Consider the following 23921-nt stretch of genomic DNA (forward strand, 5'->3'; position numbering starts at 1 on the left):
AAATTTAACTACAAAAATCTTAAATTTATATTAACATATTCTTTATCATTAATTTCTTGACTATCTTTTACATTAACTGTATATTATTTTTAGACTAATAATTTAATTGGGGGATTAAAAATGAGTTTTACTAGTATAAGAACAATACCATCACCAGAGGAAATAATTTCAATGACACCTCTTGATGAGCATTTAAAAAAGGTTAAAGCAGAAAGAGATAAAGAAATCAAAGAAATTTTCAGTGGTAAAAGCAATAAATTAGTTGTTATTATAGGGCCTTGTTCTGCTGATGATGAAGATTCTGTATGCGATTATGTTAACAGATTAGCAAAAGTTAATGAAAAGGTTAAGGACAAGCTTTTTATTGTTCCTAGAATCTACACAAACAAACCTAGAACAACTGGGGAAGGATATAAGGGTATGCTTCATCAACCTGATCCTGAAAAATCACCTAATATGCTTGAGGGATTAATTTCTATAAGAAAGATGTTTATACGTGCAATTAAAGAAACACATCTTACTCCTGCTGATGAGATGCTATATCCATCCAATCATCCTTATTGTGACGATTTATTAACTTATGTTGCAGTTGGAGCAAGAAGTGTCGAAAATCAACAACATAGACTTACTGCGAGTGGTGTTGATGTTCCAGTTGGTATGAAAAACCCAACCAGTGGAGATCTATCAGTTATGTTTAACTCAATAACCGCTGCACATTGTAAACATGATTTTTTATATAGAAGTAATGAAGTAAAAACAAGTGGTAATCCTTATGCCCATGCAATAATGCGTGGTTCTGTTAATAAGCGTGGTATAAACATTCCAAATTATCACTATGAAGATTTAATGCGTGTTTTAGAAATGTATAAACAACATGATTTTCCTAATCCAGCTGTTATTGTTGATGCAAATCATTCAAATTCAAATAAGCAGTTTGCAGAACAAACTCGTATAATTCAAGAAATACTTCACAGCAGAGAATATAATCCAGAACTAAAGCAATTAGTTAAGGGTGTTATGATTGAAAGCTACATTGAAGAAGGATGCCAAAAAATAGATGAACATATTTATGGAAAATCTATAACTGATCCATGTCTTGGATGGGATGCTACAGAAAGATTACTTTATTATATGGCTGAAAGAGTTTAATTTGGTTATATAAATTTACACTGCTAAAGAATTATTTTTTTATTCTTTAGCAGTGTTTTATTTTTAATTTCTTTATATTTATTAATAAATTTATCATTGTGACATATATTTTAATATTTATTAATTTGATATTAGTTATTTATATTTCCAATTAATATAAGTTCTTAAAACCCGCTTAATGTTTTAATTAAATGTTGGTAATTTCATGTAATTAATAATTGATAAATTGCAATATAATTATTTTTAAAATCATATATTTTTTATTACATTTTTAATACGTACACTATTAAAATACAATAGTGTTAACGTATACAAAAATTACATGCATTATATGAATATTTTATCTGTTTTATTATTAATTGTTAATTTTAATCAGGATGAAAAATACTAAAAAAGATATTATATTATAAGTATAAACAATATTGATTGGAGTGATCTTTATGAAAACTATTAATAATTCTGTTATGAACACTAATTCAAAAAAGTTGAATATTTTTAGTAAATTCTTGCACTCTATCCCTAACCTTTTAATGAATGATTCTGATCAAGAAGAGGTCTATCATCCTTATAAAGATAGTTGCTACTTTAGAGATATATATGATATTCAGTGTACAACACGTAACAAAACTTTTCATTAAAATTTGATTGGTTTTTATATAAATAAAGCAAAAAAAGTTGGCTTACATAACTGTAAGCCAACTTCTTATTAAATTTCTCCATTTAACATGTCATGAATTATTCTAGTAGCATCCATATATTTAGAAATAGATCTTCCATGATTTAATCTATTTATTATTCTTGAACAAAGCTCAGATAAATCTGCACTATAGAACCATGGTGCATTTTTTAGTGTTTCTGGCACATATGTTAAATTAGTTGAATATATTCTAGTTATAAGTCCATCTTCATGTGCTTTATTAAACTTTTCAAGACCTTCTGTAAAGAATGCAAATGTAGCTGCTACATATACATTTCTTACATTTCTCTTCTTTAATTCTTTTGCTATATCTAAAACTGATTCTCCAGATGCTATCATATCGTCAACAATTAATACATCTTTTCCACTTACATCTCTTCCCATATACTCATGTTGAACTATAGGGTTTTTACCATTAACTATTGTTGAATGATCTCTTCTCTTATAAAATAATCCTACATCAACACTTAAAGCACTTGAATAATAAATTGCTCTATCCATAGCTCCAGTATCTGGGCTGATTACAAGTAATTTTTCCTTATCTAATTCTAAACTTTTTTCATTATGTACTAATGCTTTTACAATATCATATGTAGGATATATATTTTCAAATGATAGTAAAGGAATTGCATTTTGGATATTAGGGTCATGAACATCAAATGTGATTATTTCATCAACACCTAATCTTTCAAGCTCTTGAAGTGCAAGGGCACAGTCTAAAGATTCTCTTCCTTTTCTTCTGTGTTGTCTTGATTCATATAAAAGTGGCATTATTACTGTAATTCTTGCTGCTTTTCCTCTAATTGCAGCAACAGTTCTTTTTATATCTTGGAAATGTTCATCTGGGCCTTTATGATTTTCAATTCCAAACATTTTATATGTGCAGCTGTAGTTTCCAACATCACATAATATATACATATCTTTGCCTCTAACCGTTTCAGAGATTTTTACTTTACCCTCACCATTAGAGAATCTGATTTCATTTAATGGTATTAAAAAAGATTCACTAGTACCTCTCATCTTTTGTATGTAATTATCAATAGCCTTTCCTAGTTCTCTGCAACTTTCAAGAGCTATTATTCCAAGTTCATGATTTAATTCAGTCATTGGTGCCTCCCCTTTAGTTATATTAACACAATATTTTAATTTGTATATGCTTTAACATTATCAGTATATACTAAAAATTATTATTAATAAATATAAAAATGTAAATTTTATATTTATTATATGATGAAAATGTTTTCTTATACTACTTTATATTCTACAATAAGTGATTAATTATTATTATAGAATATATTAGAAGGATATTAATACAGAAATTCTTTTATAATTAATTTACTCCATGATATTACATAGAAATACATATTGTTTTAACATTTCGCTTTTATACCAGTCTGTTTTTAAAACATTAACATATCCATCAATTAATGTCTTTACTCGTTTATCCTCTGTAAACTGCTGAAATATTGAAAATGAAAATAATAATATGATTCCAATTCCAATAATAATTTTGGCCAAACTAGAAATATTATTAAATATTATAAGCATAATTCCTTGTAGTACAATTGCTCCTATGGATATATAAGTTAAATAATCTATATTCTTTTTAGTACTTTTTACTTTTTGTTTTAATTCTTCAATTGAATTAACATCCTTATATAATAATTCAAGCTTGTCTCCATAAATGTCATAAAATTTCTTTGCTATATATTCTTGATTTTTTCCATTATATAATTCAGAAATTTTCATACACATTACTTTTTGATATTCATATTCAGTTATTTTTTTATACTCATACTCATCTTTTTTGACTAAGCTAGGAATTTTGACTTGTAAATCCCCTTCATTATCTACAACAATTTCATAGTTATCATGTCTTATATCACCATAACTGTCTTTTATTACTTCTAGTGCTGGATTTAAAACTTTATTATTAACTCGCTTTCCAGTTAAAATTTCTAAAATTGTCATCATTGCTCCCCCTTAGAAAATAAATATATTAATATTAATTTATATATACTATATTACTATCTTTACCATAATAATGCAAAACAAATATAACTTGCATACTTATTGTAAGAAAAATTAAAAATAATTTTTAATAATTCTTTTTTTATAGACTAAATGTGATAATATATTACATGGAGGAATTAACTATGTTAAAAATTATAAAATATATTAAATATGGAGTATATATGATATTCTTTCAATTGAAAGGAATAAAATATGCATTACTAAAGAAATTCAAAGGCATGGAAACAGCATCAGAGTATGTGAAAAAGGCAGCGTTTTTATGGAGTGAATTTACAATAAAAACAATTGGAATTGATATAGATTTATCTGGAGAAGAAAATATACCTAATGAACCATGCATATTTATTGGAAATCATTCAAGTATATTAGACATACCATTAATCTTATATACTTCTAATAAGAAGGTTGGATTTATTGCAAAAAAAGAAATTCTAAATGTACCTATAATAGGATACTGGCTTAAAAGAAGCGGTGGAATTGCACTAGATCGTGAAAATCCAAGAGAAGCTATAAAAAGCATAAACGAATGTGTTGAAAATACCAAAAAGGGATACTCAATAGGTTTATTTCCTGAAGGCACAAGAAGCAAAGATGGCTTAGTTGGAGAATTTAAAAGAGGCAGCTTAAAATTTGCAACAAAATCAAATTGTCCTATAGTTCCTGTAAGTATAGATAGAGCTTCTCGATGCTTTGAAGATAACAGAAGCTTCATTTCAAATAAAATCAAAGTTGTCTATGATAAGCCTATTTATACATCAAATTTAACTAAGGAAGAGGAAAAGAACTTATCTGAAACAATTAGAAATATAATAATATCTAATTTAAAATAAAAAAAACTGCTTTTTTCATAAGTATAAATTTGTACACCTAAAAAAACTAATAAAATAAGCTAGACTATATTTTAAAATGGAACCTATGAAATAAACACGTAAAAAAAGGCTATTTTTATAGGTTCCATTTTATTTTTATATTCTAGCTCCTTTTAATTATATATTATTTCTTTATACGTGGAAAATAATCAGTATGAAGAAGTTCATGAGCTTTATGACTTAATGGATGATCTAGATATTTTTCATAAATAGCAAGAACTTCTGGATTTTCATTTGATCTTCTAATAGCTTTCGACCTATCTATATTATTTAGGCCTTCTGCTCTTTCCTTTAAAATTTGTTCTTTATTTTTTCTTATTTTAGGCTGGCCTCCGCCACCAACACATCCACCTATGCACGCCATTATTTCAATTGCATGGAAAAATTCTTCACCTGATCTTATTTTATCTAACATTTTCCCTGCTTCTTTAAGACCATGTGCAACTCCTATTCTCAAATTTATATTATCAATTTTAACTTCACATACTCTAAAGCCATCCCATCCTCTAAGTGCTTCAAACTCTAATTTATCCATTTTCTTTTTAGTTATATTTTCACATGCAGTCCTTACTGCTGCTTCTATAACTCCACCTGTTCTTCCAAAGATTATTCCAGCGCCAGTATATTCACCCATTACATTATCTATTTCTTCATCTTCAAGTTCTTTTAGATTTATCTTTGAATCCTGAAATATTTTTATAAGCTCTCTTGTTGTTATTACATAGTCAACATCGTAATTCATATCCATTGAAAATTCTGGTCTTGATGCTTCATACTTTTTAGCAATACATGGCATAATTGCAACAGACGTTACTTCTTTTCTTGAAAGTCCTTTTTCTTTTGCCCAAATCTCTTTTGCTACAGTTGCAAACATCTGCATTGGTGATTTTGCAGTTGATGGTACTTCAAGCATATCTGGATAATTTTGCTCTATGAACTTAATCCATGACGGACAACATGAAGTAAGAATTGGAAGCTTAACATTTTTATCGCCTGCAAGATATTTTTCAAGTCTTTCTTGGAGTTCTGCTGCTTCTTCCATTATTGTTAAATCTGCGCCCCAAGTTGTATCAAAAACATAGTCTACTCCAATTTTTCTAAGACCTGCTGCTAGTTTCTTTTCTATATTTTCTCCTGGCTCAAATCCAAAAGCTTCACCAATTGCAACTCTTATAGCAGGTGCCATTTGAGTGATCACCATCTTATTTGGAGTAGCCAAATCCCTAAGAAACATAAGTGTATTATCCCCTGCTGTTATAGCATCAACAGGACATACTGATATACATGCTCCGCAATGAGTACATCTATTATAATCTATATTATGTTGCTTTCTTAACTCTCCATCTATACAATCAACTGGGCACACTCTTTTGCAGCTTCCACACCCAATACACCTACGGGTAATTGTTAGCTTTATAAGATGATTACATTGAGAAGTATAACACTTGTTTTCTTCTATATGCTCTTCTATTTCTTCATAGAAATTACTTATGATTTCTTCCATTATGTTATGTTTTTGATTCATTTTAACTTTTACAGTTTCTGCAAGAGTTCTCAATAGATAAACATCACGCATATTAGATACACCTTTACTTATTCTATCTAAGACTTTAAGCATTTTTGTTATTTCATCTTTAACGGTTTCATAGCCTTTATAAGTTTTATCTTTAATTCTCCCTAGTAAGTATTCTATGTAAAATTTTCCGTATTGAATTATACAATCTTCTTCTGATAAAATAATAATAGTTCTACTTACATTTTTATCAAATAATTCAAAATCTAATTCTTTATCTAAACTATCTTCTGTTAAGAAACCTCCAAATGGCATTCCAATATGAGCCGCTTTAAAATCACTTTTATTTATGATTCCTCCACAAAGATCAATTACTTCTCTAAGAGTTGCTTTTTCTGGAATTTCTATTATTCCTGGATTATTAATTTTTCCGCATATAGCTATGCTCCTATTTTTATCGGATGAAATTTCTTTTAATAATTCTTCACTAAAAACAGAAAATACTGAACCTAATGAACTTTGTATTAAAGCTGTTTTTTTATCTTCCATAAATATTAACACTCCTAAAATTTTATTTTATTTATTACTCTTTGTTATGTCCTTACTGCCATATCCATATAGTATATTCCATTAAATGTTTTTCATACTTAACATTAGAATATGTTATAAAAAATTAACCTTTTTTCAAATTATTGATATATTATTTTCGTTTGAAAATATAAAATATTTATTCTTATTATATAAAAAATCATTTATATAACTTTTTTAACTTTTTATTACATCATTTATATATTTATCAGTATCATCACATTTATCTTTATGCTATTCATATTTTTAGTATGCACAATGGATAAAATATGATGATATTAATATTTAATTTTATTCACAAACTTTTCCAGGATTCAATATATTTTTAGGATCAAAAGAATATTTTATTCCCCGCATTATACCTATACATTCATTTGGCAATGACTGCTTTAAATATCCTTTTTTAGCAAAACCTATACCATGTTCACCAGAAACTTGTCCTTGTAATTCTTTAGCTTTATCATACATTATCTGCATTATTTCAGTTAATTTTTTATTCCAATTTTCTTCATCTAAATCGTCTCTTAATATATATATATGAAGATTTCCATCTCCAGCATGACCAAAACTCTTTATCCTTATATTCTTTTCCTTCTCAAGTTCATGAGTAAAAGTTACAAATTTACCTATCAGATTTCTTGGAACTACAACATCAACCTCATCCATCTCTGTAGTCAATGCTTTAATTGCTTCTAAAAAGCAGCCTCTTGCTGACCATATTGATTCTTGTCTTTCTTCTGTATCTGAGATAAGTACATCTAATGCGCCTGCTTCTAAACATATATTTGCTACATTTTCATAATTTTTTTCTATTTCTTCTGTTGAATTTCCATCAAAAGTTAGAAGTAAATATGCATCTGAAGATTTATCCGGAAAACTTTTTCCTAAAAATTCTTCTGCTGCAAGTATTGCTTCTCTTTGCATGAACTCTATTGCTGTAGGAATTGATTTTGATTTTATTATTTTAGGTACAGTTTCTATTGCATCCTCGAGAGTATTAAATGGAATAAGAAGGCTTACAGCCTTTTTAGGCAAAGGTAATAATCTTAAAATTGCTTTAGTTACTATTCCAAGTGTACCCTCTGATCCAATTATTAAATCTTTTAATGAATATCCAGAACTATTTTTAACAACCTTGCCACCTAAATTTACAACTTCTCCATTTGGAAGTACTACTTCTAATCCTCTTATATAGTCTCTAGTTACACCATATTTTACTGCTCTCATTCCACCAGCATTTGTATTTATATTTCCACCAATTGTTGCTGATTTTTCTCCTGGATCTGGTGGATAAAACAACTCATGTTCTTCTACATACTTGCTTATTTCCATAAGCAACACTCCAGGTTCTAATGTTAATGTTAAGTTTTCTTCATCAAGTTCTAATATTTTATTCATTTTACTAAGGTCTATTACTATTCCACCTTCAAGAGGTACTGCAGCACCAACAAGACCTGTTCCTGAACCTCTTGGTGTTACTGGAATATTATTTTCATATGCGTATTTCATAATTTTTGATACTTCTTCTGTTGATAGTACCTGCACAACTATATCAGGCATTTTCTTTATTCCACCTAATTCATCATGGCTATAATCTTCATTTACATCATCTTTAAAAAAGACTCTTTCTTTATCATTTTCTATTACAGATAAAACATATTCATAATCTTTTAATTCTACTTCCTTATAACTCATTTTTATGCCTCCTTAGCTAATTTAATTTTTTCTATTAGATCAGGTATTATTTTATATAAGTCTCCTACAATTCCATAGTTTGCCACTTTAAAGATAGGAGCTTTATCATCAGTATTTATTGCAAATATATAATCTGAATTGTTCATTCCTGCTGTAAATTGAACTGCTCCTGATATTCCACATGCTATTATAAGCCTAGGTCTTACAGTTCTTCCACTTAAACCTATTTGTCTTTTTGCATCTACCCATCCTGCTTCTATTAATGGTCTTGTACACGCGAATTCTCCACCTAAAAGTTCAGAAAGCTCTTTTAATAAATCTATATCTTTTTCAGACTTAACTCCTCTGCCTGCTGCTACTATTATTTCAGCATCACTTATACCAACATCTTTATTCTTTTTCTTAACATCTAATGCTGTGATTTTAGATTTAAGATTTTCTTTCTTTATTTCACATTTAATTATTTCACCTTTTACCCCTTCTGATCTTTCTGGTGCTGTCATAACTTTATATCTTACAGTGGCTAACTGAGGTCTTGAATTTGGTGTTACTATTTGTGCCATTATATTTCCACCAAAAGCTGGTCTTATTTGCACTAAATCTGTATTTTCCTTCATATCTAATATTGTACAATCAGCTGTAAGGCCTGTTTTAAATCTAGCTGCAATTCTAGGAGCTAATGATCGTCCTATAGTTGTTGCTCCTACTAATATTGCTGCTGGCTTAATATTATTTATAAAGTCTGAAAAGGCTGCTGTATATGGTTCTATTCTAAAATATTTTAGTTCTTCTTCATCATAAACAAATACTTTATCCACTCCATAATGTAATAATTCTTCAGCTTTATCATATATATTACTTCCAATAAATACTGCATACACTTGCTCTCTTACCTTTTCTGCAAGTTCTCTTGCCTTTCCTATTAATTCATAGGTTACTGGATGTATTTCTCCATCTACATGATCTACATATATTCCTATACCGCTCCAAAGACTTTTATCTATCTGCTTTACTTCTTCTTCTACATACTCAACTGCACCTTTAGGTCCCTTTTTAACACATAATCTGCACATTTTGCATGCCCCGCTTATTTCAAGAACACCATTATGGTTTTCTAATGCACCAAAGGGACATATTTTTACTAACTCCTCAATATTTCCAATCTTATCTTGATTTACCACTAACTTTGCCATAAAATTTCACTCCTTTTTAATTCTAGTGTTATATAAACTTCAATTCTTTCAATTTACATTCTATTTTTTCACTTAATTCAGAAGAGTTACCTGTCCATAGTTCTCTCTGATCGTTTACCTCTGGTGGGAATATTCGCTCTACTTGCGTTGGAGATCCGTTTAATCCATAATTCTTTTCATTTTTATCTTTAAAATCATTTAAGCTTAATATTTTTATTTCTTTATCTTTAGTTTCTAATTTCTTTTTATAAGAAGGCAATCTTGGTTCGAATATTCCTTTTTCTACTGTTATAAGGCAAGGATATGCAATATTTACTGTTTCAATGCTCTCAGGCATGTCCATTTCAACTGTTACAGATTTATCCTTTAGCTCAACAATCCTTTTTACATTCGTTACATGTGGTATATTAAGCCATTCTGCCATTTCTGCTCCTACTTGCGCTGTATCACCATCTGTTGTCTGCTTACCACAAACTATAATATCTATGTCCCCCATCTCTTTTACGCCTTGTGCAATTGTATAAGAAGTAGCTAATACATCTGCTCCTCCAAATTTCCTATCTGAAAGCAATGTTCCTTCATCCGCTCCCATAGTAAATGCTTCTTTTATTATGCTTAAAGCTTGAGATGGCCCCATACTTAGTACTTTTACTGTTCCACCTTTGCTTTCTTTTATCCTTAATGCAGTTTCTAAAGCATATAAATCATATGGATTCATTTTTGAATCAACTCCATCTCTTTTTAATACTCCTGTACCAGGATCTACTTCAACTTTTGAAGTTCCTGGTACTTGTTTAATGCAAACTAAAATATTCATAACTATTTCCTCCTAAAATTTAATTTATAATACAAAAATTGATCCGCAGAAAAAAACTATTATTCCTGCTAATACAATATATAGTAAGCATACTTTTAAGGCTGAATTTAGTATTTTTCCTTCGCTGCCTATAAGATTAGTTGCTGCTGTTGCAACTGCAATACTTTGTGGTGAAATCATCTTTCCAGCAGTAGCACCTAAAACATTTCCTCCTGCTATCCAATAAGGATTAGCACCAATAGAATTAGCTGCTTGTACCTGCAACTGACCAAACAAAACGTTTGCAGATGTATCACTTCCTGTTATAAATGTTCCTAATGCTCCTATTATCGGTGAAAATAAAGGATAAAATCTTCCTGTAATTATAACCAAAACGTCTGCTATAGATTTTATCATTCCGCTATAGCCCATAACTTTAGCTAAAGCTACAATAGATACTATTGTTATTGCAGATTTTGTCATCTGTTTAACTGTGCTAAATAATATAAGTAGTATCTCTTTAAATCTACAACCTTGTAATAAACCTCCAACAAATGTAGCTAATATTATTAATACTCCTGGGGTTACTAACCATGAAAATGTATATGGCTTTGCTCCAATGCCCGTATAAATAAGTATAGATGTTTTTATTTTTGAAAGAGGATTATATATAGCTGGAAATAAAGGTGAGCATACTATTACAAACAAGAATACTAATATAAATGGAATCCATGCTCTAATCTGCTCTTTTACTGATACCTTTTCTTCTTTTTTCTCATTTGTTTCTTTGTTATAAAACTTTTTTGCTAAAAGTATTGTTACAAGCATAGAAGTAATAGACCCTGCCAATGCTGGAAGTTCTGCTCCTATAAATTTTGCGACTAATATTTGTGGTACTGCAAAGGCTATTCCAGATGCAAGTGTTATTCCAAATACACCTTTAATAGCTTTTATGCTTTTTCCAGTTATAGCAACTAATATAAATGGAATTATTACTATCATTAAGCTGAGTTGAATTGTTGTTATATAGGATAATTGATGTATGTCTAAACCAGTTACTTGAGATAAAGTTATTATTGGTAATCCTATAGCTCCAAATGCTGTTGGTGTAGTATTTGCAATTAAACAAATTATAGCTGCAAATACTGGATCAAATTCTAAAGCTGCTAGTATAGCTGCTGGAATTGCTACTGCTGTTCCAAAACCTGCTACTGACTCTAAAAATCCTCCAAACCCCCAAGCTAGTATTAAAACCAGAATCCTTTTATCTTTGGTGATATTTACCATTGTCTTTTTTATGATTTCCATGCTTCCTGAGTGAATTGATAAGTTATAAGTAAATACTGCTGCAATAATTACAAGAACTATGGGCCATAGTGCTAAGAAAACACCTTCAAAGCTAGCTGTAACAGCATCGAGCACGTCCATTTTCCAAATAAAAATAGCAATTAGAAACGTTATCAAAAATGCGATAGGACAGGCTTTATGCCCTGGAATTTTAATTTTCCCAAGAGATATAATAAGCCAGATAATAGGAATACAAGCAACAAAGAATAATAAATTCACCTTTATCCCTCCACTTTTTTAATACATCATACCAGTTACTAATTGGTATGACCAATTCACAATTTAATTATAATTTGTAATCTTATGGTTGTAAACGATTGTTATTTTTTTAACTAAAAATTTTATTTTTGTTAATTTATTAAATTACTGTAACTTTATATAATTAGGCGAATAAAAAAATAAGTCAATAAATAAAAATTAATTATTGGCTTATTTTCTAAATTGATTGTTTAAATTATCACAATATACTATTCTTCATATCCATATGCTTTTCTGATTAAATCAAAATGCTCTTTCATCGCCTGACTTGCTTTTGCTTCTTCTCTGCATTTAAGTGCTCTAAGCAAATTTTCATGTATTTCTAATAAATTTTCTCTGGTATTTCCTTCATGCAAAATTTGCATTCTAGATTTTCGTATAAATTCGTCCATAAGCTGTGATAATACTTCAAGAACATTTATTAATAACATATTTCTTGATGTTTTAGCTATTAAATAGTGAAACTCTATATCTAACTCAAGACTTTCCTCTTCAGTTTTTGCAAGATACATCCTATTTAATATAGCTGTTAAAAGTCCTAATTCATTTTCTTCTATATACCTTGCTGATAACTTAACACATTGAAGTTCTAGTGTTTCTCTTAAATCGTACATTTCTTTAACTGAACTCTCCTGAAGCATAAACATAAGTGATAATGGTTCTATTAATGAATTATCAAAGTTTGTTCTTATGTAATTACCTGCTCCCTGTATACTTTCAATTAAACCTATAACTTCTAAAGCTCTAAGCGCTTCTCTAACAGATGCCCGTGATAAGCCCAAAGATTCTGCCATTTCTCTTTCAGAAGGAAGCTTATCCCCTTTTTTTATTTTTCCTTTTTTTATTTTGTCTTTAATTACCTCTATAACCTGATCATATGCTTTTGGATTCCTTATAGGAGTTGACATATTTACTAGCCTCCATTTTTTCTATGTAGTTTAACACCTTTATTATAACATTAATACAATTATTTCTTTAGATTATAATACTTATTAACTTTATTTGTTTTAAATAATGGAATTTATTAAATTTCCATACTATAGCCCCTATTTTATCTTCAGAATTACCCACACCTTCCATTTAAAAGGTATCATAATCCATAATGATTTCCCTGGAAATAAATTACATTTCATAGAAAATATCATATATAAACTATTGTATCATATGATATATTACGATTATATATTCTTTTATTAAATCTATACTTTTTAGTACTTCATCTCAAAATTTATTGCTTTATGATGACTTTTTAATTAACTTTGGCATATGTTTAACTAAAAAATATATAAATAATTTCTAGTGCATTTACTGTATAAAGAGTATATTTATAGGAAAAGTTTAGTAATAAATTATGTAGCTCTAAGTCCCCATAAATACTGCATTGAGTATAAACAATGCTAAATATCGATGACTATCTTTTACTATTGATTTTCTTTTTCAGTATTGATTTTTCTGTGATAAGCAGTTATAATGATTATAATAAATGAAAATATTTCAATATATGGAGGTAATATATATGAGTGAAAAAGAAAAAGATTGTAAATGTAAATGTGAAGAAAAAGTTGAAGTGACATATGAAGCAGAAAAAAATGTTGATCCTACAAAGGAATGTGATCCTAGCAATCCTGATTACCCATGGGTATCATGTGGATTAGATAAAAAAGATAAAAAAGAAGAAGAAAAATAATATATAAAACTTCACATAAATAAGATACACCCTATATAGTGGACAAGATATAAATTCCATTATATAGGGTATTTTATTGCTCATTTATAAAATTATTATTCACCTTAATATTCATATTTAATAAAATTTCATAACGTGTTAGATGTATAATATGCTGTAAAGCTCGTTGTAAATTATTAACTATTTTTATTTTTTCCTTTTATATCCCCCCTTTAGTTGACAATTCTAGGAATGTTACAGGCACCATTTGATAGAGTAACTCATACCATATTTTTTAACATAAATTTAACATATATATTAGTTAAAGTTTCATTGACATTTATTTCATGCCCTCCTATAATTAGCGTGACAAATATTATTATATAAATAGAAAGCTGAATTATATTATGAATACGATAAAAAAATTACTTTTAGGAAAACCGTTAAAAAACAATGAAATTTCACACCAAAAGTTATCAAAACTTTGGGGTCTGCCTATTATGGCAAGCGATGCTGTCTCTTCTGTTGCATATGCAATTGAAGAGATATTATTAGTTCTAATTCCTATTGCAGGTATATTAGCATTTAAATTTATACCGTATATTACCATTTCAATTTTACTGCTTTTATTAATTTTAGTGTTGTCTTATTCCCAAATAATCGATCACTATCCAAATGGTGGTGGTGCTTATGCTGTTGCTAAAGAAAACTTAGGCAAGATAGCTTCATTAGTTGTGGCATCTGCATTAATTGTAGATTATATAATGACTGTTGCTGTTAGTATTTCATCTTCAACTGCTGCTTTATCTTCCGCTTTTCCAGCATTACAAGATTATAAAGTGGTTGTTTCTTTAGTTTGTGTAATTTTTATTACACTTATAAATTTAAGAGGAATACGTGAAGCCTCAAACATTTTTGGACTTCCTACATATATATTTATTTTTTCTATGCTCTCATTAATTATTGTTGGATGCTTTAAACTATTCACTGGAACTCTTCAGCCTGTAAGTTATTCAACACCAGTAATTCCTGCTGAAACTGTCAAAGGAATTGGTATGATATTATTATTAAGAGCGTTTTCTTCAGGATGTTCTGCTATGACTGGTATTGAAGCAGTAAGTAATTCAATTCCAAGCTTCGAAAATCCTGCACAAAAAAATGCCAAGCTTATTTTATACATGCTTGGAGGAATAATAATATTCATCTTTGGTGGTACTTCAATTTTAGCTATAAATCTTCACGTTGCGCCATCAGATGGACATACTGTCTTATCACAAATGGCAAGTGCTGTTTTTGGGCATGGCTTTATGTATTATATAATACAAATCTTTACATCAATAATATTGATTTTAGCTGCAAATACAGCATATAATGGACTACCTCAATTGCTATATATACTTGCGCATGATGGATACGTTCCAAGACAATTTTCTTCAAGAGGAACAAAACTTAGTTTTTCTAATGGTATATTATTTATATGCATTGTTTCCTCTTTGCTTATAATTGCTTTTAAAAGTGAGACTCATAGATTAATTCCTCTTTATTCAGTAGGAGTATTTGTATCATTCACTTTAGCGCAATATGGTATGTTTAAAAAATGGCGTGTTATTAAAGAAAAAGGATGGAGATATAAATCTCTTATAAATGGATTTGGTGCTTTAGTTACATTAGTGGTTTCAATTATTGTATTTCTAACAAAGTTCAGTCATGGTGCTTGGATTCTTGCAATTGCAATGCCAATTTTAATGTTTATAATGTATTTTATTCATAAACATTATTCCTTTGTTGCAAAGCAGCTTAGACTTGATGAGTTTAATCCATATTATAGAGAAGAAAAAAAGGCTTCATCCACTCAATGTATAATTCTTGTACATGATATTAATAAACCATTTTTAAAGTCTCTAAATTATGCTAATTCTATTTCAAACGATATAATTGCTCTTCATGTATGTCGTCATCCTGAACATGCTAAGCAGCTTAGAAAACAATGGGAAAAATTCAATATTCCTATAAAATTAGTTATTATAGAAACACCGTATAGAGATATAATAAAGCCTTTAGATGACTATTTATGGAAACGAGAAAGTGAACTAAAATCAGGAGAAAATATATCTGTTATTTCAGTTAAGTTTGTTACTGCTCATTGGTATGATACTATACTTCATAATCAAACAACTTACTTCCTAGAAAAGCATTTAAGCAAGCACAAAAATGTTTCAACAGTTATATTACCTTTCCACTATAATCTTAGCAAAGTAAGTTTAGATAATCCAGATCGTAAATATAGTTAAAATATAATTTAAGAAAAAAAGTTAAGCTTTTAGATATAAAAGCTTAACTTTTTTTCTTACTCTTCTCTAAAAATTTTCATAAGAAACCTTAATAATATTCTTAGAAAAAAAAATCTTATTGTATGGAATACCGAATTCCATACAATAAGACCCACTTTTTAACAACCCAGTATATATCTAAGCTGCCAATATGATTTAAAATGAAAAATTTGCTTGCAAGGTTATCGTTTGAGTAACCCTCCTAACTTCTTTGTCTGTGTGGGAACAAAGAAGCTTTTTGTTCTTGAGAATATTATATAGTTAAAAAACATTAATTTTTAAATCTTTAATTTAGTTGAAAACTATTCTCAACTATATAGTACATCCTTATATTAGTTTTGTCAATAATTTTATTGCACATTTCTGTAAAAATTATTAGGATTCTCTAATTGTGATTTTCATTGATTTACTACATTTGTTACACTTGATAATGGAAATATCAAACTCACCTTAGTTCCTTCATTTACTTTAGAACTAATATTTATTTGCATACCCAGTCTTAAACAAAGTTTTCTGCACAAATATAATCCCATTCCAGTGCTCTTTCCAAATTTTCTTCCATTTTCTCCTGTGAAGCCTTTTTCAAATACTCTATTTATATCTCTTTTTACTATTCCCACTCCATTATCTTCTACTTTTAGTACCACAGAATTAGCAAGCTTCTGTGAAGTGATTTTAATTTTCCCCTGTCTTCCTTGTATGTATTTTATTGAATTTCCAATGATTTGATTTAAAATAAACTCAACCCATTTTACATCACAATAAACAATTTCATTTATTTCTTCTAACTGCAAAATTATCTTTTTACTTATAAAATCTCTATAGTTTCTTTTTATAACTTTTTTTACTATATGATTAAGATTAACTTCTTTAATTATATAGTCTTTTGATGCTTCATCACTTCTTGAGTAATATAATACCTGCTCTACAAAGTTTTCAATTTTATCTATCTGCATATCTATTTTTTTAGTAACTTCATTATTATTATTTTCTATAAGAAGTCTTGTAGATGCTATTGGAGTCTTTATTTCATGAACCCAAGTTTCAATATATTCTCTGTATTCTTTCTGCATATTTTTATAGTATTTTACATTTTCATGCATATCTCTGCCTATTATCTTTAAAATATTATTTATATTTTCTCCAATTAGAAAATTTGCTTCTTCAATTACTTCTGGTAATAAATATTTTTTATCTAATCTATCTAAAAGGCTTTCTATCGTACTAAAATATTTCTTATATTTAATGTAATCTAAAATCATATAAGTAAGTAAAGGCACAAACCATATAAACGCCACTAAAAAAATTATCACTAAACTGACCTTAGCAAATATCATAATTCCTAAAGCTATAATAAAAACAATTAAATTAACAGCTAAAAACAAACCTTTATCTTTAAAGAAATCTATTATTTTCATGGCATTATATATCCTAATCCTCTTCTTGTTTCTATGGCATTTTCTATGCCTATCCCCTCTAGTTTTCTACGTAATCGTGTTATATTCACTGTTAATGTACTATCATCTACAAAGTAATCAGATTTCCATAAGTATTCTATAAGTGAATCTCTAGAAACAATAGCCCCTTTACTTTCTATTAAACATGATAGAATTTTAACTTCATTTTTAGTAAGTTCCAATTCTTTATCCTTATATGTAATAGATGCATTTGATAAATTAAGCTCGAAATCCTTGTATTTTAAAATAGTACTAGAAGCTGTACTCCCACTTGCTCTTTTAAGGAGAGCTGCAATTCTTGCTAAAAGTATCGCAGTGTTATATGGTTTAGTTACAAAATCATCAGCTCCTAAATTCATGCTCATTAATTCATCCATCTCACTATCTCTACTCGTTACAATTATTATTGGAATTTCAGATTTTTTTCGTATTTCCCTACATATATAATATCCATCATAAAATGGCAAGTTTATGTCTAATAATATTAAGTCAGCTTTTTCTTTCAAAATATCTTCTACAATATTTTCAAAATCTATTGGAGCTACTACTTCATAATTATATTTACTTAAAAAGCTATTAAGTTCGTCTCTAATTATTTCATCATCTTCTACTATTACTATTTTTTTCATAAATACTCCACCTATTATTTTTTATTAACATACTCTTATAGTAATATTTTCGCATATACATATTCCTATATTTTTTCCTATTAACTTTTTTATCATACTGTTAATAGGAATATTTTATCTCATATTATTTAAATTAATTATATCAAAAATCTATCTAGAATAAATATAACTTACCTAAATTGATTTTTACAGTAATATTATATGTTATGCAAATCTAAAGAAAAAATCTATTTGAAGTAAACATAAACTACATCAAATAGATTTTTATAATTATTTTTAAATATTATTTTTTACTATATTTTTATAACCTGTATATGTAGTATAAAAATATATTGCATATATTATCATAAACATTCCTGCTGTAATAAGTGATGATCCCAATATATTGGGCTTATTATACATCATAATAAATTCATTTGCTACTTTTATTCCTACTATAGAATGTACTAGAGCTAATACAACAGGCAGGCTAAAATATATTAAAGTTTGTATAAATATTGTTTTATTTATATTCTTTTTATCTGCACCTAATTTCTTTAAAGCTACATATCTCTCAATACTATCACTTGCTTCACATAACTGCTGAAGTGCAAGAACTGCCATACTGCTTATTAAGAAAACTATTCCTAAATATATTCCTATGAATAATATTACTGTGGTTGCGCCTTTATTTCCTTCATAAATTTCATTTCTTGTATTTGCAATTACATATCCAACTGTATCATAATCCGGATCTGAATTTTTATATGCATTTACTGAATTAACAAAATTATTTTCAGACTGATTTTTATTATTTTCATTAAAATTTATATTAACATTACTTGAACTTATAGTTTTATGATTACAGAACTCATCATTTATTATTATTGTAATTATATTATTTTGCATAAAATCAGTTTTTAAATTATCTTTTATTATTTCTTCATTTTTTATATTATATACTTTATCTTTGATTTTTATAGTTTTATTGTTTTTCATATAATTTTCTATAATTGGTAAAGTTTTTGAAAAATTTGAAGTTATTAATACTTCATCATTATTTAAATTAACTTGCTCCTCATTATTAATTTCTCTAATTTTGTTATAATCAGAAATTTTTATATATGAGACTGTAAAATTCATATTCTTATCTATATTATTTAATGATAAAACATCTGAAATTTTTGTATCTGCCATATATTCATTATAATAAGCAACCTTATCATTTTCATTAAACTTAACATTCATTATTTTAAGCGAATCTTCAATATTTCTTGTATCTTCATCTGTATCTAAATACATAAATGCACTAGCATCAAAAGGAGTTGCACCTTGCAAACCTGATTCTAAAGCATTTTTAAAACTAAATCCTGTAGATAGTACCACTATTGTTATAAATAACATTAAACAAATTACAGACATTGATATAAAATTAGTATTAACCTTACTGTTTATTTGCTTTATTGTGAATATATTTAGATTTTTAAAGTAAATTCTCTTAGTTCTTTTAACTACATATAGTATAAATCCTGCTAAGCTAAAGAAAAATACCACAGTTCCTACTATTCCAAGTATTATGGATATTAAAAACTTAGGATCATTGAATTTTAATCCAATACCTAATACAAACTTATATGCAGTTCCAAGAGAAATCATACATAAGATAAATGTGATTAAATAAACAAATGGATTTTTAAACCTTATTTCTTCACTCTTTTTCCCCATCTTAAGTAAATCAATTATTTTATATTTTGAGATTATATACGTATTAAATAACATTACAAGTAAAAACATTATTCCAAAGTAAAGAATTGTCTTACTTATAGCTGATGGTGATATTATAAAACTATATTCGTCCATTTTAAATTCAAATAGTTTTGAAACTAATATTGATAATCCTTGTGATACTATTAATCCCAGTATTAATCCACTTATTAATGAAAGAATTCCAACTATTATTGTTTCAATAATTAATATTTTTGAAATCTTTGATTTTCCCATACCTAAAGTCATATAAAGACCAAGTTCCCTGTTTCTCTTCTTAATTAAAAAATTATTTGCATAAAGAATAAGGCTTCCTAGTATTATAGCTACAAATACAGATATATACGATATAACATCTGAAAGTATAGTTACATAATCCCCTTCTGTAGATGATACTTCTACCAATGCTTTTTGAGATTCAATTGAGTTAAAGCTATAAAATATACAAACGGCTAAAGTTAATGTTAAAAAGTATATTGTATAATCCTTAAAACTCTTCTTAACATTTTTTAAAGCTATTTTAGAATACATTGTTGTCGTCACCTCCAATTAGAGTTATTACTTCAATTATTCTATTAAAGAAGTCTTTTCTTGAATCATTTCCTCTAACCAATTCAGTAAATATCTTTCCATCCTTAATAAATAAAATTCTATGAGCATAACTTGCTGTAAATGCATCATGTGTAACCATTAAAATTGTTGTTTTTAAATCTTTATTTAGACTTTCAAATCTCTCTAATAATAATCTTGCAGCTTTTGAATCTAAAGCTCCTGTTGGCTCATCAGCAAGAACCAATGATGGATTTGTTACTATTGCTCTGGCACATGCAACTCTTTGCTTTTGTCCTCCTGACATTTCATATGGATATTTATTTAAGACTTTATCTATTTCTAAATATTTAGCTACCTCTTTAATTTTACTATCAATATTTGAAGGCTTTTCGCCTTTAATAGTTAAAGCTAAGGCTATATTTTCATAAGCTGTTAATGTATCTAAAAGATTAAAATCTTGAAATATGAATCCTAATTCATTTTGTCTGAATTTATCTAGCTTTTTTGATTTCAATCTTGTAATATCTTGATCATTAATTATTATGTTACCTGTTGTAACAGTGTCTATTGTTGATATACAATTAAGAAGCGTTGTTTTACCACTTCCTGAAGGCCCCATTATTCCAACAAATTCTCCTTCATCTACTTTAAAGCTGATATTGTCTATTGCTTTTGTTACATTTCCCTTATTCCCATAATATTTTTCTATTTTTTCAACACTTAAAATATTTTTCACTTTCTATACTCTCCTTTTTATCTATATAAAAACTTAATTTTTTTGAATTCTTTAAATCTTTAAGATTTTTTATTTTCTTTCATTTTTATATGTTCTAAAACAATTTTTATAAAACTTAAATTTCTCCTTCGAAAATATCAAATAAAGTAATGCTGGTAATTCTAAATTCTATTAATTAGCACTTATATATACAAAATTCTATATGTTAAAACTTGCTTCATCGTATCCTGCAAATATAACTAAAAATGCAATTTTAAAAAACTCATAAAGTTTTACCATAAAATCATCTCCTAGGTTTTATTATGTATTTTTTAAGTTATTGATTTTTATATTTGGCTTTGTATTAACCTTATGTGCTTATTATATATGTTACAGATTTAGTTAGAAATTTATGTAGGCTACATTAACATTACATTTTTGTAAGGTTAAGATTATAGTAGATTGGTGTGTTGGATCATAAAAATATACTAGATTTTATTTAAATATTCTTACTATATATTTTCTAGACTTCCATATGAACATAAAATAAAAAAGTCCTGAATTTCTTCAAGACTTTTTACAATGTTATACTACCTCATCAATAATAGTATTATCAAATATCATATCATACACCTTATCATAAATTTTATCAAAAATTTTAGTATATACAGCCCCAAATATATTATTAATAATACGTAAAATTATTGCTCCACCTAATCCTAAAAGTGGTATAGCTGCTGCTAATCCGCCAAAACAATTGAACACTGTCTGCCATTCATAGGTTGCTGATACTCCTACCATTAATCCACCAATTAAACCTATATACCCAATATATTCTTTTGGTAAAACTAAATAAACTATGCCAAACATAATGGATCCTAAAACTACATATATTGGTCTTTTTTTGTATCTAAATTCTAATTTTTCTGCAGTCGGCTGTAATATTGACATACATGAAAAACCTATCCATATTGTTCTTGGTAAATTCAGAATTTCTCCAATCAACATAGCTGAACATATTCCAAGAGCAAGCTTTATCTGCCACTTAGTCCTATTATCATTAATACTAATATCTTTTATTATAGTAATAAATGTATTTTCAAATTTATTTTTTCTTTGTTTATAATAAAAAATACCAGATACAATAATTCCTCCTAAAATAAGTCCAAATATACGATTAATATATCCTTTAAAATCATTTACTTCATATCCATATAAAAGTAGATATGATAATACTAAAGTTGATTGATTAGCTAACTCTACCCTATGACATGATAAAATAATTATTATCATTATAGAAAAAAAGTTTATTATACTGCCTATTATAGGATTTGATATAGATGCAAAATATGGACTTATAATATAGATTATAAAAATTCCAAATAATGCAATTGCAGATTGTTTAACATTAAAATTTAAGTTTGAAAATCTGAAAGTCAAAAGTAATATAACTGTTACTACTCCTACTATACTATTATCTTCTCCAAAAATTCTATTAAAAGATGTAACTATAACCATACAAAACAAAACGCATAAAAAATCCTTTATAATAAGTGCTGATATATATTTTCTCCTTAGTTTTTTATCTTCTGTATTTTTTATTATAGGTTTTAAACCATTTGCTCCTAATTGCATAGCTTCATAAAATGTCATAATTTTCTCCTTTCATTATCATATATTAATTAAATATAGTGCTGAATTTAATACTATAAAAAGGTAAAGAATAATCTATTATTTCTGTAGATTTTTCTTTATATCTATGCTCATTTTTTCATTTGCATTTTCTATTAACCCTATTAACTTTAAAAATTCCTCATCTCCTAACTTTCTGCGCAGTTCATAAATAGGACTTAAATAACATTTATATATTCTATCTAGCTCACCTCTTCCTTTGTCACTTATTTCAACAGCATAACTCCTTTTATCATTTTGGTCTTTTATTTTAGTTATATATCCTTCTTCAGTTAGCTTATCTATTATCCTGCTTATAATCGTTTTATTAACTCCCATAATCTTACTAAGCGTCATAGGTGTCATACTTTCTTCATAAATCACAAGTTGAGATAATAAATCTAAATGTTGTGCTGGAATTTGATATTCTTTAGTAGTGCGATATATCATGTTTCTGCTAAATAATTTTATTTCCTGCAGTTTTTCCGTCATATAAATCCAATTGAAATCTTCCATCATTTATCTTTAGTAAGAACATGTATTATAAGTACCAAACTCTTACTAAAGTTCACCTCCATTCAATTTAGACACTTTTCAGTACCTAATAAATTATTATTGTAGATTCAAAAAATCTTTCTTGAAATTCTACTAATGCCTTTATTTGTTCTTTGTTATATTTGTTTAATTCTTTACAGACTACTAATTTATCCTCAACATCATTTGTTATTTTTATTATTGCTACAACATATCCTTCATATTCTTCTAAAGGGTCAAACTCTCCAATAATGTATACATCAATTTCTTCTCCATCTCCTGATGTAGTATTAGGAATAAAAGCATAATTTAAAGGATATATAAAGTTATGTTTCGGGGGCTTAGAACCTAATGGTCTATCCATTTTAACTTTAACAAGTTTACCTAGGTAAGACCCCATATAATCGTCTTCTTATTTATTTTAATTTCAATATAGTTGACTTTGTAAACTATATTTTATTCTTATTTTTTATGTTTGTCAAACT

The 23921-nt window shown here is 27.5% G+C and carries 19 protein-coding genes; 4 read left to right on the forward strand and 15 right to left on the reverse strand.

Annotated features, from left to right (window positions below; all coding sequences use genetic code 11):
- Positions 1-120: 120 nt before the first annotated feature.
- Entirely contained in the window at positions 121-1149 is a 1029-nt protein-coding gene (locus tag BN2920_RS12640; protein WP_058295363.1) for a 3-deoxy-7-phosphoheptulonate synthase, read from the forward strand.
- A 706-nt stretch (positions 1150-1855) separates the two neighbouring features.
- On the opposite strand, the gene BN2920_RS12645 is transcribed toward BN2920_RS12640, so the two are convergent.
- Both BN2920_RS12645 and BN2920_RS12650 read right to left on the reverse strand, forming a co-directional pair.
- On the reverse strand, positions 1856-2953 hold the full coding sequence (locus BN2920_RS12645) for a ribose-phosphate pyrophosphokinase (protein WP_058295364.1): 1098 nt from the start codon (positions 2951-2953) through the stop codon (positions 1856-1858).
- Between the two features lie 228 nt (positions 2954-3181).
- Positions 3182-3820 carry a hypothetical protein gene (locus BN2920_RS12650; protein WP_125149721.1) on the reverse strand — a complete coding sequence of 213 codons (639 nt, stop codon included), beginning with the start codon at positions 3818-3820 and terminating at the stop codon, positions 3182-3184.
- A 182-nt stretch (positions 3821-4002) separates the two neighbouring features.
- On the opposite strand from BN2920_RS12650, the gene BN2920_RS12655 reads away from it, so the two are divergent.
- Positions 4003-4710, forward strand: a complete 708-nt coding sequence (locus BN2920_RS12655; RefSeq protein WP_058295366.1) for a lysophospholipid acyltransferase family protein — start codon at positions 4003-4005, stop codon at positions 4708-4710.
- Positions 4711-4873: 163 nt separating this feature from the next.
- Here the strand turns inward: BN2920_RS12655 and BN2920_RS12660 are convergent, their stop codons facing one another.
- From BN2920_RS12660 to BN2920_RS12685, 6 genes are all read right to left on the reverse strand, one after another.
- Entirely contained in the window at positions 4874-6811 is a 1938-nt protein-coding gene (locus BN2920_RS12660; RefSeq protein ID WP_058295367.1) for a [FeFe] hydrogenase, group A, read from the reverse strand.
- Positions 6812-7141: 330 nt separating this feature from the next.
- A complete protein-coding gene (locus BN2920_RS12665; protein ID WP_058295368.1) occupies positions 7142-8545 on the reverse strand; it encodes an FAD-binding oxidoreductase in 1404 nt (467 codons plus the stop codon).
- A 2-nt stretch (positions 8546-8547) separates the two neighbouring features.
- Positions 8548-9738, reverse strand: coding sequence for an electron transfer flavoprotein subunit alpha (locus tag BN2920_RS12670; RefSeq protein ID WP_058295369.1), 1191 nt, complete (start codon positions 9736-9738; stop codon positions 8548-8550).
- Positions 9739-9766: 28 nt separating this feature from the next.
- Positions 9767-10555 carry an electron transfer flavoprotein subunit beta/FixA family protein gene (locus BN2920_RS12675; RefSeq protein WP_058295370.1) on the reverse strand — a complete coding sequence of 263 codons (789 nt, stop codon included), beginning with the start codon at positions 10553-10555 and terminating at the stop codon, positions 9767-9769.
- A gap of 24 nt (positions 10556-10579) precedes the next feature.
- Complete coding sequence (locus tag BN2920_RS12680) at positions 10580-12106, reverse strand: L-lactate permease (protein ID WP_058295371.1); 1527 nt, start codon at positions 12104-12106, stop codon at positions 10580-10582.
- Between the two features lie 242 nt (positions 12107-12348).
- The gene (locus BN2920_RS12685) at positions 12349-13047 is read right to left on the reverse strand and encodes a FadR/GntR family transcriptional regulator (protein ID WP_058295372.1); all 699 of its coding nucleotides are present in this window, start codon (positions 13045-13047) and stop codon (positions 12349-12351) included.
- Positions 13048-13655: 608 nt separating this feature from the next.
- Between BN2920_RS12685 and BN2920_RS21770 the strand changes: the two genes are divergently transcribed.
- Positions 13656-13826: a hypothetical protein gene (locus tag BN2920_RS21770; protein ID WP_172437805.1), complete on the forward strand. Its 171-nt coding sequence runs from the start codon at positions 13656-13658 to the stop codon at positions 13824-13826.
- A gap of 386 nt (positions 13827-14212) precedes the next feature.
- Entirely contained in the window at positions 14213-16096 is a 1884-nt protein-coding gene (locus tag BN2920_RS12690; protein ID WP_058295373.1) for an APC family permease, read from the forward strand.
- Between the two features lie 437 nt (positions 16097-16533).
- On the opposite strand, the gene BN2920_RS12695 is transcribed toward BN2920_RS12690, so the two are convergent.
- From BN2920_RS12695 to BN2920_RS12725, 7 genes are all read right to left on the reverse strand, one after another.
- The gene (locus BN2920_RS12695; RefSeq protein WP_058295374.1) at positions 16534-17553 is read right to left on the reverse strand and encodes a sensor histidine kinase; all 1020 of its coding nucleotides are present in this window, start codon (positions 17551-17553) and stop codon (positions 16534-16536) included.
- The gene (locus tag BN2920_RS12700) at positions 17550-18221 is read right to left on the reverse strand and encodes a response regulator transcription factor (protein ID WP_058295375.1); all 672 of its coding nucleotides are present in this window, start codon (positions 18219-18221) and stop codon (positions 17550-17552) included. The genes BN2920_RS12695 and BN2920_RS12700 overlap by 4 nt, the downstream gene beginning before the upstream one ends.
- A 276-nt stretch (positions 18222-18497) precedes the next feature.
- Positions 18498-20495, reverse strand: a complete 1998-nt coding sequence (locus tag BN2920_RS12705; RefSeq protein WP_058295376.1) for an ABC transporter permease — start codon at positions 20493-20495, stop codon at positions 18498-18500.
- Positions 20485-21252: an ABC transporter ATP-binding protein gene (locus tag BN2920_RS12710; protein ID WP_058295377.1), complete on the reverse strand. Its 768-nt coding sequence runs from the start codon at positions 21250-21252 to the stop codon at positions 20485-20487. Before BN2920_RS12710 ends, BN2920_RS12705 begins: the two co-directional genes overlap by 11 nt.
- 564 nt (positions 21253-21816) lie before the next feature.
- Complete coding sequence (locus BN2920_RS12715; protein ID WP_058295378.1) at positions 21817-22884, reverse strand: FUSC family protein; 1068 nt, start codon at positions 22882-22884, stop codon at positions 21817-21819.
- Positions 22885-22962: 78 nt separating this feature from the next.
- Entirely contained in the window at positions 22963-23394 is a 432-nt protein-coding gene (locus BN2920_RS12720) for a MarR family winged helix-turn-helix transcriptional regulator (RefSeq protein ID WP_230131955.1), read from the reverse strand.
- A 109-nt stretch (positions 23395-23503) separates the two neighbouring features.
- A complete protein-coding gene (locus tag BN2920_RS12725; RefSeq protein WP_058295380.1) occupies positions 23504-23836 on the reverse strand; it encodes an inorganic diphosphatase in 333 nt (110 codons plus the stop codon).
- Positions 23837-23921: the final 85 nt, after the last annotated feature.

This window comes from Clostridium neonatale (genome assembly GCF_001458595.1).
GTDB classification, from domain to species: domain Bacteria; phylum Bacillota; class Clostridia; order Clostridiales; family Clostridiaceae; genus Clostridium; species Clostridium neonatale.

Bases quoted from the DNA above. Each gene is read 5' to 3' on its own strand.
- BN2920_RS12725 (WP_058295380.1), bottom strand. From the start codon at position 23,836: ATGGGGTCTTACCTAGGTAAACTTGTTAAAGTTAAAATGGATAGACCA.
- BN2920_RS12695 (WP_058295374.1), bottom strand. From the start codon at position 17,553: ATGAAAATAATAGATTTCTTTAAAGATAAAGGTTTGTTTTTAGCTGTT.
- BN2920_RS12645 (WP_058295364.1), bottom strand. From the start codon at position 2,953: ATGACTGAATTAAATCATGAACTTGGAATAATAGCTCTTGAAAGTTGC.
- BN2920_RS12715 (WP_058295378.1), bottom strand. From the start codon at position 22,884: ATGACATTTTATGAAGCTATGCAATTAGGAGCAAATGGTTTAAAACCT.
- BN2920_RS12685 (WP_058295372.1), bottom strand. From the start codon at position 13,047: ATGTCAACTCCTATAAGGAATCCAAAAGCATATGATCAGGTTATAGAG.
- BN2920_RS12650 (WP_125149721.1), bottom strand. From the start codon at position 3,820: ATGATGACAATTTTAGAAATTTTAACTGGAAAGCGAGTTAATAATAAA.
- BN2920_RS12655 (WP_058295366.1), top strand. From the start codon at position 4,003: ATGTTAAAAATTATAAAATATATTAAATATGGAGTATATATGATATTC.
- BN2920_RS12690 (WP_058295373.1), top strand. From the start codon at position 14,213: ATGAATACGATAAAAAAATTACTTTTAGGAAAACCGTTAAAAAACAAT.
- BN2920_RS12700 (WP_058295375.1), bottom strand. From the start codon at position 18,221: ATGAAAAAAATAGTAATAGTAGAAGATGATGAAATAATTAGAGACGAA.
- BN2920_RS12640 (WP_058295363.1), top strand. From the start codon at position 121: ATGAGTTTTACTAGTATAAGAACAATACCATCACCAGAGGAAATAATT.
- BN2920_RS21770 (WP_172437805.1), top strand. From the start codon at position 13,656: ATGAGTGAAAAAGAAAAAGATTGTAAATGTAAATGTGAAGAAAAAGTT.
- BN2920_RS12660 (WP_058295367.1), bottom strand. From the start codon at position 6,811: ATGGAAGATAAAAAAACAGCTTTAATACAAAGTTCATTAGGTTCAGTA.
- BN2920_RS12670 (WP_058295369.1), bottom strand. From the start codon at position 9,738: ATGGCAAAGTTAGTGGTAAATCAAGATAAGATTGGAAATATTGAGGAG.
- BN2920_RS12675 (WP_058295370.1), bottom strand. From the start codon at position 10,555: ATGAATATTTTAGTTTGCATTAAACAAGTACCAGGAACTTCAAAAGTT.
- BN2920_RS12665 (WP_058295368.1), bottom strand. From the start codon at position 8,545: ATGAGTTATAAGGAAGTAGAATTAAAAGATTATGAATATGTTTTATCT.
- BN2920_RS12705 (WP_058295376.1), bottom strand. From the start codon at position 20,495: ATGTATTCTAAAATAGCTTTAAAAAATGTTAAGAAGAGTTTTAAGGAT.
- BN2920_RS12720 (WP_230131955.1), bottom strand. From the start codon at position 23,394: ATGACGGAAAAACTGCAGGAAATAAAATTATTTAGCAGAAACATGATA.